Source organism: Streptomyces sp. NPDC001714, assembly GCF_042892755.1.
In the GTDB taxonomy this organism is placed as follows: domain Bacteria; phylum Actinomycetota; class Actinomycetes; order Streptomycetales; family Streptomycetaceae; genus Streptomyces.
Map to the genome: position 1 here is coordinate 29,029 of NZ_JBIAUL010000022.1, position 13,485 is coordinate 42,513.

A 13,485-nucleotide genomic window follows, 5' to 3' on the forward strand; every position below is an offset into this window, starting at 1 on the left:
CGGTCGGCTCCTCCCGCGGGTTCGGCTCGCGCCCCGCGCTTCCTGCACGTGGCCGTAATCTTGCGCACGTGAACGCCGAGATCGTCCCAGAACTTCTGGACGCCCCGCAGCCCCGGCCACAGTCGCTCCTGCTCGCCTTCTTCGGCAACCACGTACTGGAGCAGGGGCCGCTGGCCGTCTACTCGGGCAGCATCATCACGGTTCTGGGCCGGGCGGGCGTCGGCGAGCAGGCCGTACGCTCCACGCTCACCCGCATGGTCAACCGGAACCTGCTGCAACGCCAACGGCAGGGCCGCAAGACGTACTTCGGCCTGACGCCCCTCGCCACCCAGATCCTGCACGACGGACGGCGCCGCATCTGGGAGACCGGCGCCGTCAACGACGACTGGGACGGCTCCTGGACCCTGCTCGGCTTCTCGCTGCCGGAGTCGTGGCAGCGCCAGCGGCACGATCTGCGTTCCCAGCTCGGCTGGTCGGGTTTCGGGCCGCTCTACAGCGGCCTGTGGATCGCGCCCGGCCGGGTGGACGTCTGCGCCGTCGTGGCCGAACTCGGGCTCTCCGCCCACGTGAAGATCTTCCACGCGCTGGCCGACGAGGCGACGGACATCGACCTCATGATCCGCGACACCTGGGACCTGGAGTCGGTCGCGGCCCGGTACGAGGACTTCCGCACCCGCTGGGAGGCGTGGTGCGCCGGCCCGGGAGACGACCCGGTCGTCACCCGGCTGCGGCTGGTCAGCGAGTGGCTGGGCATCATCCGCACCGATCCGCGGCTCCCCGTCCGGCACCTGCCCGCCGACTGGCCGGCCCACGAGGCGGAGACGGCGTTCCACCGTGTCGCGGCCGAGACCGAGGCCCCGGCCCGCCGGATGGCCGCGGCCCTGCTGGAGACCGCGCCCCTGTGACCCGCCGCGCGTGCTGGAGGGGGTGTGCGGTCTGTGCAGAATCCCTGGTCAGCCCAGATCACCGGGCGATCTATGCTGCTGGGGGCAGGAAGTTCGCCAGACCGTCGAAGGAGAGGGTGGTCCCCGGGTACGGCGACGCTCCCTGTCCGGCATCCGCACCGTGTCCGTCTCTCCCGAGGAAGCCCCGTTGAACTTCTGGTCGATCTATGAACACGGCTTCGCGCGCGTCGCCTCGTGCACGGGCCACACCGTCATCGCCGACCCGCTCGCCAACGCCGAGGCGGTCCTGCGGCAGGCCCGTCGCTGCGCCGAGGAGGGTGTCGCGGTGGCGGTCTTCCCCGAGCTCGGCCTGACCGGCTACTCGATCGAGGACCTGCTGCTCCAGGACGCGGTGCTCGACCAGGTCGAGGAGGCCGTCGAGGCGGTGCGGGCCGGTTCGGCCGGACTGCTGCCGGTCCTCGTCGTCGGCGCCCCGCTGCGGCACCGCAACCGGGTCTACAACTGCGCGGTGTTCGTGCACCGCGGCCGGATCCTCGGGGTCGCCCCCAAGTCGTACCCGCCGAACTACCGGGAGTTCTACGAGCGGCGCCAGATCGCCGCGGGCGACGACGAGCGGGGCGGCACCGTCCGGATCGGCGGCGAGAGCGTGCCGTTCGGGGTGGACCTGCTGTTCGAGGCGGAGGACGTCCCCGGTCTCGTCCTGCACGCCGAGGTCTGCGAGGACATGTGGGTGCCGGTGCCGCCCAGCGCGGAGGCGGCGCTGGCCGGCGCGACCGTGCTGCTCAACCTCTCGGGCAGCCCGATCACGGTCGGCCGGGCGGAGGACCGGAAGCTGCTGTGCCGCTCCGCGTCGCAGCGCTGTCTCGCCGCGTACGTCTACGCGGCGGCCGGGCTCGGCGAGTCCTCGACGGACCTGTCCTGGGACGGCCAGACCATGATCTACGAGAACGGCGCGCTGCTGGCCGAGACGGACCGGTTCCCGCTGGACGACCAGTACGCGGTGGCCGACGTGGACCTGGACCTGCTGCGGCAGGAACGGGCCCGGATGGGCTCGTTCGACGACAACCGCCGTACCCACGCGGCCCGCACCGGCGACTTCCGGACCGTTGCCTTCCGGCTCGACCCGCCGGCGGCCGACCTCGGGCTGCGCCGCCGGGTGGAGCGCTTCCCCTTCGTGCCGGCCGACCCGCAGCGGCTGGCCCAGGACTGCTACGAGGCGTACAACATCCAGGTCGCCGCGCTCCAGCAGCGGCTGGCCGCGATCGGCGGCCCGAAGGTGGTCATCGGCGTCTCCGGCGGCCTCGACTCCACGCACGCACTGATCGTCGCCGCCCGTGCCATGGACCGCGCGGGGCGCCCGCGCAGCGACATCCTCGCCTTCACCCTGCCGGGCTTCGCGACCGGCGAGCACACCAAGGGCAACGCCCACCGCCTGATGAACTCGCTCGGCGTGACCGCGGCCGAGCTGGACATCACGCCGACCGCGCGGCTGATGCTGCAGGAGATGGGCCATCCGTTCGCCGCCGGCGAGCCGGTCTACGACGTGACCTTCGAGAACGTGCAGGCGGGTCTGCGCACCGACTACCTGTTCCGGCTGGCCAACCAGCGCGGTGGCATCGTCCTCGGTACGGGCGATCTCTCGGAGCTGGCGCTGGGCTGGTCGACGTACGGCGTCGGCGACCAGATGAGCCACTACAACGTCAACTCCGGGGTGCCGAAGACGCTGATCCAGCACCTGATCCGCTGGGTCATCAGCAGCGAGCAGTTCGACGCGGAGACCGGCAGGACCCTGGCTGCGATCCTCGACACGGAGATCAGCCCGGAGCTGGTGCCGGGTGAGGAGCTGCAGTCCACCGAGTCCAAGATCGGCCCGTACGCGCTGCACGACTTCACGCTCTACCAGGTGCTGCGGCACGGGTTCCGGCCGGCGAAGATCGCCTTCCTGGCCTGGCACGCCTGGCACGACCGGGACGCGGGCGCCTGGCCGCCCGGCTTCCCCGAGGCCGAGCGCAAGGCGTACGACCTGGCGGAGATCCGGCACTGGCTGGAGTACTTCTGCCGTCGCTTCTTCGCCTTCGCCCAGTTCAAGCGCTCGGCGATGCCGAACGGACCGAAGGTCTCGGCGGGCGGTTCGCTCTCCCCGCGCGGCGACTGGCGTGCTCCGTCGGACAGTTCGGCGAAGGCCTGGCTGCACGATCTGGCCCGCGTCCCGGAGTAGCCGCGGGTCCGGTCCGTCACGCGCGGAGCCCGGCACCCGGTCCGTCGGGTCCGGTCCGTCACGCGCGGAGCCCCGCACCCGGTCCGTCGGGTGCGGGGCTCCGCGCGTGGGCCCGGGTCCGGTCCGCGTCAGTCCCCGGCCGGGTGCATGACGAGGCAGGTGGTGGTCGCGTGGGCGATCAGTTTCCCGCGCTCGTCGCGCACCTTTCCCTCGGCCGTGGCGGTGGAGCGGCCGACGTGGATGACGTTTCCCTCGGCCGTGAGGGTCTGGCCCCCGGTGTGGGCGGCACGGATGTAGTTGACCTTGAGTTCGAGGGTCGTGTAGCCGACACCGGCGGGCAGCGTGGTGTGTACGGCACAGCCCATCGCGGAGTCGAGGAGGGTGGCCGCGATGCCGCCGTGGACGATGCCGAGGGGGTTGGCGAAGTCGGGGCGGGTGTCGAGCGAGATCACCATGCGGCCGTGCTCCACCTCCTCGAAGCGCATGCCGAGCAGCCGGCCGATGGACGGGGTCACGGTGTCGGTCGGCCGCGCGGACTGTATCCAGCGCATCAGTTCGAGGCCGGACAGGGCGGCGAGGTCGGTGGTGGACACGGATGGCTCCTCGGGGTGCTCGTGGTGGTGCGGGCCGGTCCGCCTGCCGGGCGGGCCGCAGTGGTGGTCACCGGTCGTGGAAGGCGTGGGTCAGCAGTTCGCGCAGTTCGGCGGCGGCCGCGTCCAACGGCGCGGTCGTCCGCTCGGCACGGCACATGATCACGGCACCTTCGAGGGCGGCGATCACGAAGGCCGCCAGCCGGGCGCTGCGCGCCGCTGGGAGACCGTGCCGGCGAAAGTGCACGGCCAGCGCCTCCTGCCAGCGGGCGAAGACGGCGGCGGCGGAGCGGGCCAGCTGGGGTGCCTCGTCGTTGGTCTCCGCGGCCACGGCCACGACCGGGCAGCCGACGCGGTAGCCGCTCTCCGCCAGCCGCTCCCGCCACAGCGCGAAGAAGGAGTCGACCGCCGCCAAGGGGTCCGCGGCCTCCATGGCGGCGTCGATCCACCTCGCCATGTGGTCACCCGACCGGGTCACCGCCTCCTCGATCAACTGTGCGCGCCCACCGGGAAAGTGGTGGTAGACGGAGCCGCGGGGCGCGCCGGTACGGGCGAGGACCCGGTCGATGCTGGTCGCGCCGGCGCCGTACTCGCGCAGCAGCTCCGAGGCGCCGCGGAGCATCCGTTCGCGGCTGTCGCTCACCCGTGGACTCATGCGGCCACGACTCCTCTCCGGGAGACACATCACGCCCTTACCTCGCGGTAACTTATGGTGTGTGCCATAGAACATGCAAGGGCGGACAGGGGGCACCCGCCCCGGGTTTGTGGTCGGCACCGCGGTCGGGGTAGAATCGATCTTGAGCGAGGCACCCAACTGCGGGTGGCGCGCGTTGCGTTGGTGGTCCAAGGAAAGACGCCCCGCTTCCTGCGGGGAAATGCAGGTGCAAGGCCTGCCCGGCGCTCCACTCGAAGGGCCCCGCCCCTGATCCGTCAGGGGCGGGGCCCTTCGTATGCGCGGCCCACGCCGTCGGCCGAGCGCACTCTGACGGCCGAACATCCGACCGGCACCCGGACGGAGCCCCGTAGCGGAGCAAACCACCTGGTCAGGGTCTTCACCAAGGCACGGCAGACCTGCCGCGGGGCCCGTGACCGGTTGCGGGGCCGCACCCCGCTTTCCAGGGTGGGCACAAGACAGCAGTTCTCGAAAGGAACCCCATGCCCGCCCTAGTCTCCCGCGGCCTCCTCGTCTCCCCCCTGGTCTGTGCCGCCCTGGTTCTCGGCCCGGCGGCCGCCTCCGCAGCCGCCGCCGAAGCGGGCCGAGAATCGACGGGACCCGGTGTCGCGCAGACGGCTCTGCGGTCCGGCACCGATCTCGCCACGCTCCTCGACCGGATCGGCGGAGCGGACACGACGCGCTACGACCGCGCACTGACACCCCTGCTGGACACACTGCCCAACCTCGTCACGGCGCAGGGCGACCGCATCGACCCGGCGCGGGCCGCCGCCTACGCGAAGGCGCTGCGCGAGTGGAGCAGCACGGTCCAGGAGCGGCTGCGGCACCTGGACGCCGGCTCCGCCGACCGCGCGCACCGGGCCGCGCCCCGTGCGGCGGACCCCGTCTCGGACCTGGTGAACGCGATCCAGGCCGCCGTCGACAGCCTGCTCACCTCGCTGACCTCGCTCGATCTCGGCGGGGTGGTGGGCGCCGTCACCGGGCTGCTGGCTCCCATCCTCGCCGCGGTCGCCGGTCTCCTCGGCGCCGTGCCCTCGCTGCCGGCGCTCCCCTCGGCGGACAGCCTCGTCGCCACGACGACCGTCGCTCCCTGAGGACCTGATACGGCGTCGGCGCGGTCTGCGCCGCCGGGCCGTCCGGAGATCCGGACGGCCCTCCGGCGCGCCCGGTGCCTCCCGGAGCCGTCAGTGCTCGTTCCAGTCCGGGACCGTCGGCAGTACCTGCTCCGCGACCCGCACCAGGGCCGTGTCGTCCGGCGGCACGTCGTCCTGCCGCCAGAGCGCGACTTCGAGCGTGCCCTTGCCGTCGTCCTTGCCGTGCTTGGAGACCAGGAGGCAGCGCGCGGTGCCGCCGGGGCCCGTGCTCGCCTTGCCGCCGCCGAGGTCGAAGCCGATGGAGATGGTCGGGCTGGAGTAGAGGACGGCGGGGTGCCCGAGGACCGTGGTCCTGCGGGCGTCGCCCATCAGGTCGCCCACCGTGGAGACGGTCATGTCGTCGTACGACGCCGTCAGCTTCACGGAGTACGTGTCCAGGGTCACCGTCGCCTCGGGTTCGGCGATCTTCGTGCCGCCGGCGAGCGTGAGCCACTCCCCGCTGCCGTCGGCGGTCTCGACCCGTTCCTGCGAGGTTCCCAGCAGCGCCGGCAGGTCAGGCCGGTTGAGCGCCTTGCACAACCGGGCGCCGGAGACATAGCGGGCCGGCAGGTGGTCGTCCGGCTTCGAGCAGGCCGCCGGTTCGCTCGACGTGTCCTTCTGGGGGAAGAACTCCTTCTGCGCCCACAGAGCGCCGACGACCACGGCGAACAACGCCACCGCCGCGAGCGCCTGAAGCCCCGGTCTGCCGTCCTTTTCGGGCTCGGCGAAGCCCTCGGTCATGTCCCCCACCCCCGCTGTGCGTCCCCTGTGCGCGGTGGAGCCTAACTGATGTTCACGGGGAAGGCACGCGCCGCGCACACCTCTAGGTGGCATGGGGTTCCGCCGGAAGTGTTTGATGGCGAGAGCACTCTGAAAGCCGGAGGCAGCAGGGGGTTGCGGTGACCGACGGACGGGTCGTCCAGGCGGGCGGGAGCGCACTGGTGGTGCGTCGCAGACCGCGGGAGCGGACGCGCGCGGCGGTGCTCGTCCTGCACGGCGGGCAGGAGAACGGACGCCGTCCGGCGCGTTCCTGGCAGCCGGCCGCGCTGCGCATGCTCCCCTTCCTCGGCGCCGCCGCCTCGGTCTCCTCGCCCCGCGACGTGCTGATCGGTCAGGTGCGCTACCGCTACCAGGGCTGGAACGACGCCGCCGACCCGCTCCAGGACACTTTGCGCGCCCTCGACGAGCTGCGCGGCCTGGCCGGCGACGCGTCCGTGGTGCTGGTCGGCCACTCGATGGGCGGCCGGGCGGCGTTGCGCGCGGCTGCCGATCCCTCGGTACGCGGTGTGCTCGCGCTGGCGCCCTGGTGTCCGCCCGGTGACCCCGTGGACGATCTCACCGGGACGAGGATCGTCGTCCTGCACGGCGACCGTGACCGGACCACCGCTCCCGCCGACTCGGCCGCGTATGTGCGGCAGGCCCGTTCGGCCGGTGCACAGGCCGGGATGGTGCTGCTCAGGGGCGGTGATCACGCGATGCTCCGGCGCGGTCGTGACTGGCACCGCGCCTCCGCCGCCGCCATCAGGCGGTTGCTGCGGCCCGAGCGCGGGCTCGACGGGTGGACCGCCGAGGCCTGCGCGTCGGACGAACCGCTTCTGCGCTGACCCGCGCCTTGGTAGGGTGCCTCGCCCCCACGGGACATCCATCCAGAGGACTGCTGATGCCGATCGCACGATCGTTCAGGTTTGTCGCGTACCTGACAGTCACCTTCCTTGTTCTCGCGCTGTTCGGCACCGCCCCGGCCACCGCCGGTGCGCAGTCCGCGCAGCCCGCCGCGTCGGCCACCGGCACCTGGCAGCCGCCGCTGTCCACCCGCGGCCGCTACATCGTCGACGCCGTCGGCAACCGGTTCCGCCTGAAGGCCGCCAACTGGGACGGCGCACAAGGCTCCTGGACGGGCAGCGGCAGCAGCACCGATCCCGCGAACCACCACGCCGGCCAGGACTCCTACGGCATCCCTCTCGGCCTGGACCGCGCGTCCCTGTCGCAGCTCCTCTCGGACTTCCAGGCACTCGGCATCAACAGCATCCGGCTGCCGTTCTCCAACGAGATGATCCATACGACCACTCCGGTGCCGGACGCCGCGGTCACCGCCAACCCCCAGTTGCGCGGCAAGACCCCGCTGGAGGTCTACGATGCCGTCGTGACCGCGCTCACCGGCGCGGGCTTCGCCGTCATCCTCAACAACCACACCAACACCTCCCGTTGGTGCTGCGGCGTCGACGGCAACGAGCGCTGGAACAGCAGCCAGCCGACCCGGCAGTGGGCCGACGACTGGGTCTTCATGGCCCGCCGTTACGCCGCGAACTCCCGTGTCGTCGGAGCCGACCTGTACAACGAGGTGCGCCGGGACGTGCTCGACGACCCCAACTGGGGCCTGGGCGACGACCACGACTGGTACGCGGCGGCCCAGCTCGCCGCCGACCGCATCCTCACCGAGGCGAACCCGAACCTCCTCATCGTCATCGAGGGCATCAACTGGACCGGCCTGCCGGTCGACGGACTCCCCCACGGCCGCCCCATGCTCACCCCGGTACGTACCCTCTCCAACACCCTCGTCGACGCCCACAAGCTGGTCTACTCGGCCCACTTCTACGGCTACACCGGCCCGCACCACAGCGGCGCCACCGGCATCGGCGAGACCAGTGACCCGCGCTACCAGGACCTGAGCCGCGACGAGTTGTACCAGGCCCTCGCCGACGAGGCGTTCTTCGTCACCACCGAGGGCAAGCACTACACCGCGCCGGTCTGGATCAGCGAGTTCGGCATCGGTGCCGGCGAGACGGGCACGGCCGCCCGCACCTGGTTCGGCAACATCACCGACTACTTCGCCGACCACGACGCCGACTTCGCCTACTGGCCGCTGGTCGGCTGGACCGGCCACGACGACTGGGCGCTGCTGAACTACAACACCTCCGGGCACCGGTCCGGCATCCTCGACGGAGGCGACTGGCGGGCGACCGCGTGGGGCCACCTCATGGCCTCCGCCGGCCGCACCGGGTACGTCGAGCCGGGGACGACCTGGCGCATGCTGTCCACGGATCACGGCGACCAGGTCGAGTCGCTGCGCGTGCGGGCGGTTGGCGACTGGGACTCGGGCGCCTACAAGGCGGTCTGCCCGGACGGGCTGCGGCTGATCGGTCTCGCGCACTCCGGCGGGCGTGGTCTGTGCACCGACGCGACTGCCGGAGACCTGCGCGGCACGGGCAACGCCCAGACGGTGGTCACGGACGAGCGGTACGTCCCGGCGGGCGGCGACTGGGCCTCCGGGTACACCAAACTGCAGTGCCCGGCGGGCCAGTTCGTCATCGGCTACAGCCGTCGCGGGGAGCGGGTGTCGGCAGTGCTGTGCGCGCCCGCGCGCGCCACGTCGAGCGCCGGCGGCCGGACGGTGTGGTTCGACCGTTCCGACAACCGCCCCGCCGACGGGGCGGGCGACGACTTCGCGTACGGCGCCTACAAGGGCCAGTGCGCCGCCGGCGAGTACCTCGCGGGCGTCGCCTTCACCACCCGGGTGGGGAGCGCACAGGGGCCGGCCGCCGCCCTGTGTGTCCCCCTGCCGACCTGATCGGATCCGCCGGTCACCGGGCCGCCGCACCGGTCCCCGGTTCACCTGGCTCTCCTGGTCGCCCGTCCCCGGGACGACGTCGTGCCTGACGCGTGCCGTGCCGATGGCCGGATCCCCCGTCGGGACCGGCAGCCGCCCTTCGGACTCGTGGGTCATGGCATCCAGGAGCTGGTGCCGCGTCATACCCGTGTCCGTGGTTCCGGGCGGTCAGCCGGCGCGGACGGCCGGTGGTCTTCGGGCGGCGATGGTCTTGCGGAGGCGGTCCCGCGCGTCGGTGGGGGCGTCCGCGGTCACCAGCGCCTCCGCGGCCGCGCCCGCGACCGGCGCCACGTCGAGGACCCGGGGGCGGGCCAGCGGTGCCTCGACGGCCAGGCGGGCGCCGATGTGGTCCCGGAGCAGCAGCTGGTCGTTCTGCAGGGTGCCGCCGCCCAGCACCACCGGGGTCGGGGTGTGCAGCAGTCGCAGGCGGCGGAGCAACGCCGTGACCATGGCGACGATCTCGTCGCCGAGGCGTTCCACGATGCCCCGCGCCACGGCGTCGCCGCTCTCGGCGGTCGCGAAGACCACGGGCGCCAGGCCGTGCAGTGCGGTCACCGGGATCTCACCGGCGCTCACGGCCAGCGCGACGGCCTCCACGCTGTCCAGGCCGAAGTGTGCCGGCAGTTCCTGGCGCAGCCGGGTGGCCGGTCCCCGTCCGTCGCCCGCGCGGACCGCGGCGCCCAGGCCGGCCCGGGCCACGGCCAGCCCGCCGCCCCAGTCCCCGGTGATGTCACCGAGGGAGAGGAAGCGGGCCGAGCGGCCGCCCGGATGGACGGCGGCCGCGTTGATACCGGCGCCGGAGACGACCGCCACTCCCCAGCCGTCCGGCGCCCCGGCCCGCAGGACGGCCAGGGTGTCGTTGCGGACCAGGACCTGGTCCGCAACGCCCAGCGCGGTCAACTGCCGTAGCGCCAGCCGCTCCTGGGCCCGGCGGTCGACGTTCGCGAGGAAGTACGCGCCGACCGAGATGGAGGTCGTGGCGGGCAGGCCCGCCTGCGTGAGCGCGTGCCGGCCGAGGCGGGCGAGCCGTTCGGTGGTGGTCTCCATGCCCTCGGTGTGCGGGCGGGTGCCCGCGCCGCGCACCCAGGACAGCAGCCGGCCCTCGGTGTCGGCGAGGACGAGGTCGGTCTTGGAGTTCCCGCCGTCGACGCCCACCACCAGCTCAGGCATCGGCGGCCTCGCTCGCGAAGAACCGGGGCAGGTGGGCGCGGTTGGCCTCCAGCAGGGCGTCGAGGAGCCCGGCGGCGAGACCCCATTCGCGTACCAGCGGGTTGGCCACCAGCGCCCGCCGGGCCACCGTACGGTCCCCGGTCAGGGCCGCCTCGATCGCGAGCGTCTCGTAGGCGGTGACCGCCTGGACCAGCCCGAGCATCTCGGGCGGCAACGGCGGCACGGGCACCGGGTGCGGCCCGTCCGCGTCGACGTCGGCGGCCACTTCGACCACGGCCTCGTCGGGCAGCCCGGCCAGCAGCCCGTCGTTGCGGACGTTGAGGTAGTGATGGGCGCCGTCGCCGGTGAGGAGACTGGTGACCAGGGCGGCCGCGGCCTCGCTGTAGTAAGCCCCGCCGCGCTGCTCCAGCAGGTCGGGCTTGTGGTCCAGGGCGGGGTCGGCGTAGAGGGTGAGCAGTTCCTTCTCGATGGCGAGGACCCGCTCGGCCCGGTGGCCGCCCGCCCGCTGGGCGCCTACCTCCTGCTGCGTGCAGTAGAAGTAGTGGAGGTAGTACGAGGGAATGGCGCCGAGGTCGCGCAGGGCCCCGGCGGGGACGCGGAGCTCCGTGGCGAGTTCGTCGAGGGCGGGCCCGCTCAGCAGTTCCGGCAGGCGGTCCACACCGTCGACGGTGACCGAGCGGATCCAGGACAGGTGGTTGAGACCCGCGTGGCCGAGCCTGACCCGGCCGGGGTCGGTGCCGAGCCGGGCGGCCAGCTGCCGCTGGAACTTGATCGCCACGTTGCACAGGCCGACCGCGCGGTGGCCCGCGTCGAGCAGGGCCCGGGTTACGATGCCGACCGGGTTGGTGAAGTCGACGATCCAGGCGCCGGGCAGCGCCCGGCGGCGGACCTCCTCCGCGATGTCGAGCACCACCGGCACGGTGCGCAGGGCCTTGGCGAAGCCGCCGGGGCCGGTGGTCTCCTGGCCGAGCAGGCCGAACCGGTTCGGGAGGGTCTCGTCGACCAGCCGGGCGGCCTGGCCGCCCACCCGCAGCTGGACGAGGACCGCGGCGGCCCCGTCCACCGCCTCGGCGAGGTCGGTCGTGGTGGTCAGCCGGCCGGGGAAGCCCTGGCGGGCGAGGATACGGCGGGCCAGGCCGCCGATGACGGTGAGGCGCGCGGCGTCGATGTCGTGCAGGACGAGTTCGTCGACCGGCAGCACGTCGGCGCGCCGGGCGAAGCCCTCGATGAGTTCGGGCGTGTAGGTACTGCCACCGCCGACAACGGTGATCTTCACTCGTACTCCTGTGGGAGAGGTGGGGGCGGCTCGGCCCCGGGAGGTCGGCCCCGGAGGGCTCAGCCCTTGACGCCGGTCAGCGCGATGCCCTCGACGAAGACCTTCTGCGCCAGGAAGAACAGCACCAGGACCGGCAGCAGGAACATCAGCGAGGCCGCCATCTGCAGCTGGTAGGCGTTCTGGTGCCCGTTCTTGGCGAGCTGGCTGAGGGCCACCGCGAGGGTCTGGCCGGTGTCGCTGTTGCCCGTGTAGAGCAGGGGGTTGTAGAAGTCGTTCCAGGCGTAGAGGAAGGCGAACAGGCCCACGGCGGCGATCGCCGGGCGGGCCATCGGGATCAGCACCCGCCACAGGATGCGCAGTTCGCCCGCGCCGTCCACGCGGGCCGCCTCGGTGAACTCGTCAGGGATCGTGAGGAAGAACTGGCGCAGCAGGAAGATGCTGAACGCGTCGCCGAAGAACGACGGCACGATCAGCGGCTTGAGCGTGCCGATCCAGCCGGCGTGCGCGTACATGACGTACAGCGGCAGGCTGGTGACCTGGGCCGGGATCATCATCGCGGCCAGGACGACCAGGAAGGCCGCCTCCCGGCCGCGCCACTTCAGCCGGGCCAGCGCGTAGGCCACCGGCACCGAGGAGACGACCACGCCGATCGTGGACAGCCCGGCGTAGAGCATGGTGTTGAACAGGTCACGGCCGAACGGCATGGCCCTGAAAACCTCGCCGAAGTTGCCGAACTCCCAGGGCGAGGGCCACAGCGAGCCGGTGCCGGCCTGGTGCTGGGTCATGAACGCGGTGAGCACGCCGATCGTCAGCGGGAGGAGGAAGCACAGGGCCACGGCGACGGCGGGCGCGTGCTCGGCGATCACGTACAGCGCGCGGCGCCCGGCCCGGGACCTGGTCAGGGGAACAGTGCTCATCGGCCACCGCCCGAGTAGTGCACGAAACGGCGCGAGGCGCGGATGAAGACCACGGTCGCCGCGAAGATGACGAGGAACAGCAGCCAGGCCATGGCCGAGGCGTAGCCGGTCTTGAAGTACGCGAAGCCCTGCCGGTACAGCTCGGTCGAGTAGAACAGCAGCGAGTTGGCGGGATAGCCGATCAGGTCGTTGCTGGACGAGGTGGCGTTCGCGGAACTGGAGGCGACGAACGCCTCGGTGAAGTACTGGAAGGTGTAGATCATCCCGGTGAGCAGCGCGAAGAAGATCACCGGGGAGATCGCGGGGAGGGTGACGCTGCGGAACTTCTGCAGCGTGCCCGCGCCGTCGAGTTCGGCGGCCTCGTACAGCTCACGCGGTACGTCGAGCATGGCGGCGGAGAAGATCACCATGACGTTGCCGCTCGCCCACAGCGCCATCAGGACGAGGCTGGGCTTGGACCAGGCGGGGTCGGAGAACCAGCCCGGGCCGTCGACGCCCACCCAGCCCAGCATCCGGTTGAGCGGGCCGACCGGATTGAGCAGCACGATGAACGACAGGGCGGCGGCCACCACGGGCACCATCGACGGCAGGAAGAACAGCGTGCGGTACACCGCCCGGCCGCGCTTGACCCGGATGATCACCCAGGCGGTGAACATGGCCCAGGCGGTGCGCAGCGGCACCATGACGACGACCATCCACAGGGTGTTGCGCACGGCTACCCAGAAGGTGTCGGACTGGGTGAATAGGGCGCGGTAGTTGCGCAGTCCGACGAACTGCACCGGGCGGTAGGAGCCGGCCTGGAAGTCGGTGAGCGAGTAGTAGAGCGTGGCGGCCACCGGGTAGAGCACGAAGACGCAGAACCCGATGACGAACGGGGACAGGAAGGCGAGCACGACCCACCAGCGGGCCCCGCTCGCGCGCCGCCGCCCGCCCCGGGCGGCGCGCGTGCGCGCGGTGCCCGGGGCCTCGCCGACGGGGGCGAGAGTGGTCGTCATC

12 protein-coding genes are annotated in these 13,485 nt (G+C 72.3%); 5 read left to right on the plus strand and 7 right to left on the minus strand.

Annotation, left to right across the window (positions count from 1 at the left end; translation table 11 throughout):
- Positions 1-68: 68 nt before the first annotated feature.
- The gene (locus ACFY0P_RS41670; protein ID WP_388925983.1) at positions 69-905 is read left to right on the plus strand and encodes a PaaX family transcriptional regulator C-terminal domain-containing protein; all 837 of its coding nucleotides are present in this window, start codon (positions 69-71) and stop codon (positions 903-905) included.
- Positions 906-1,092: 187 nt separating this feature from the next.
- Complete coding sequence (locus ACFY0P_RS41675) at positions 1,093-3,123, plus strand: NAD(+) synthase (RefSeq protein WP_388925986.1); 2,031 nt, start codon at positions 1,093-1,095, stop codon at positions 3,121-3,123.
- 128 nt (positions 3,124-3,251) lie between these two features.
- Here ACFY0P_RS41675 and ACFY0P_RS41680 read toward each other — a convergent pair whose 3' ends face one another.
- Positions 3,252-3,716 carry a PaaI family thioesterase gene (locus ACFY0P_RS41680; protein WP_388925989.1) on the minus strand — a complete coding sequence of 155 codons (465 nt, stop codon included), beginning with the start codon at positions 3,714-3,716 and terminating at the stop codon, positions 3,252-3,254.
- Between the two features lie 67 nt (positions 3,717-3,783).
- Positions 3,784-4,368, minus strand: coding sequence for a TetR/AcrR family transcriptional regulator (locus ACFY0P_RS41685; RefSeq protein WP_388925992.1), 585 nt, complete (start codon positions 4,366-4,368; stop codon positions 3,784-3,786).
- A gap of 500 nt (positions 4,369-4,868) precedes the next feature.
- Between ACFY0P_RS41685 and ACFY0P_RS41690 the strand changes: the two genes are divergently transcribed.
- On the plus strand, positions 4,869-5,480 hold the full coding sequence (locus tag ACFY0P_RS41690) for a hypothetical protein (protein ID WP_388925995.1): 612 nt from the start codon (positions 4,869-4,871) through the stop codon (positions 5,478-5,480).
- A gap of 90 nt (positions 5,481-5,570) precedes the next feature.
- Here the strand turns inward: ACFY0P_RS41690 and ACFY0P_RS41695 are convergent, their stop codons facing one another.
- The gene (locus ACFY0P_RS41695; RefSeq protein WP_388925998.1) at positions 5,571-6,260 is read right to left on the minus strand and encodes a DUF6215 domain-containing protein; all 690 of its coding nucleotides are present in this window, start codon (positions 6,258-6,260) and stop codon (positions 5,571-5,573) included.
- A 158-nt stretch (positions 6,261-6,418) separates the two neighbouring features.
- Here ACFY0P_RS41695 and ACFY0P_RS41700 point away from each other — a divergent pair, with 158 nt between their 5' ends.
- Both ACFY0P_RS41700 and ACFY0P_RS41705 read left to right on the plus strand, forming a co-directional pair.
- Positions 6,419-7,123, plus strand: coding sequence for an alpha/beta fold hydrolase (locus ACFY0P_RS41700; RefSeq protein WP_388926001.1), 705 nt, complete (start codon positions 6,419-6,421; stop codon positions 7,121-7,123).
- 56 nt (positions 7,124-7,179) lie between these two features.
- A complete protein-coding gene (locus tag ACFY0P_RS41705; protein WP_388926004.1) occupies positions 7,180-9,087 on the plus strand; it encodes a glycoside hydrolase family 5 protein in 1,908 nt (635 codons plus the stop codon).
- 207 nt (positions 9,088-9,294) lie between these two features.
- Here ACFY0P_RS41705 and ACFY0P_RS41710 read toward each other — a convergent pair whose 3' ends face one another.
- From ACFY0P_RS41710 to ACFY0P_RS41725, 4 genes are read right to left on the minus strand one after another with little or no spacing between them, the layout of a single operon-like run.
- Positions 9,295-10,296, minus strand: coding sequence for an N-acetylglucosamine kinase (locus ACFY0P_RS41710; RefSeq protein ID WP_388926007.1), 1,002 nt, complete (start codon positions 10,294-10,296; stop codon positions 9,295-9,297).
- A complete protein-coding gene (locus ACFY0P_RS41715) occupies positions 10,289-11,572 on the minus strand; it encodes a 6-phospho-beta-glucosidase (protein ID WP_388926009.1) in 1,284 nt (427 codons plus the stop codon). The genes ACFY0P_RS41710 and ACFY0P_RS41715 overlap by 8 nt, the downstream gene beginning before the upstream one ends.
- Before the next feature lie 59 nt (positions 11,573-11,631).
- On the minus strand, positions 11,632-12,489 hold the full coding sequence (locus tag ACFY0P_RS41720) for a carbohydrate ABC transporter permease (RefSeq protein ID WP_388926012.1): 858 nt from the start codon (positions 12,487-12,489) through the stop codon (positions 11,632-11,634).
- Positions 12,486-13,484: a carbohydrate ABC transporter permease gene (locus ACFY0P_RS41725; protein WP_388926015.1), complete on the minus strand. Its 999-nt coding sequence runs from the start codon at positions 13,482-13,484 to the stop codon at positions 12,486-12,488. The genes ACFY0P_RS41720 and ACFY0P_RS41725 overlap by 4 nt, the downstream gene beginning before the upstream one ends.
- Position 13,485: the final 1 nt, after the last annotated feature.

Coding starts and splice junctions, on each gene's coding strand:
- ACFY0P_RS41690 (WP_388925995.1), top strand. CDS start 4,869: ATGCCCGCCCTAGTCTCCCGCGGCCTCCTCGTCTCCCCCCTGGTCTGT.
- ACFY0P_RS41725 (WP_388926015.1), bottom strand. CDS start 13,484: ATGACGACCACTCTCGCCCCCGTCGGCGAGGCCCCGGGCACCGCGCGC.
- ACFY0P_RS41720 (WP_388926012.1), bottom strand. CDS start 12,489: ATGAGCACTGTTCCCCTGACCAGGTCCCGGGCCGGGCGCCGCGCGCTG.
- ACFY0P_RS41695 (WP_388925998.1), bottom strand. CDS start 6,260: ATGACCGAGGGCTTCGCCGAGCCCGAAAAGGACGGCAGACCGGGGCTT.
- ACFY0P_RS41685 (WP_388925992.1), bottom strand. CDS start 4,368: ATGAGTCCACGGGTGAGCGACAGCCGCGAACGGATGCTCCGCGGCGCC.
- ACFY0P_RS41705 (WP_388926004.1), top strand. CDS start 7,180: ATGCCGATCGCACGATCGTTCAGGTTTGTCGCGTACCTGACAGTCACC.
- ACFY0P_RS41710 (WP_388926007.1), bottom strand. CDS start 10,296: ATGCCTGAGCTGGTGGTGGGCGTCGACGGCGGGAACTCCAAGACCGAC.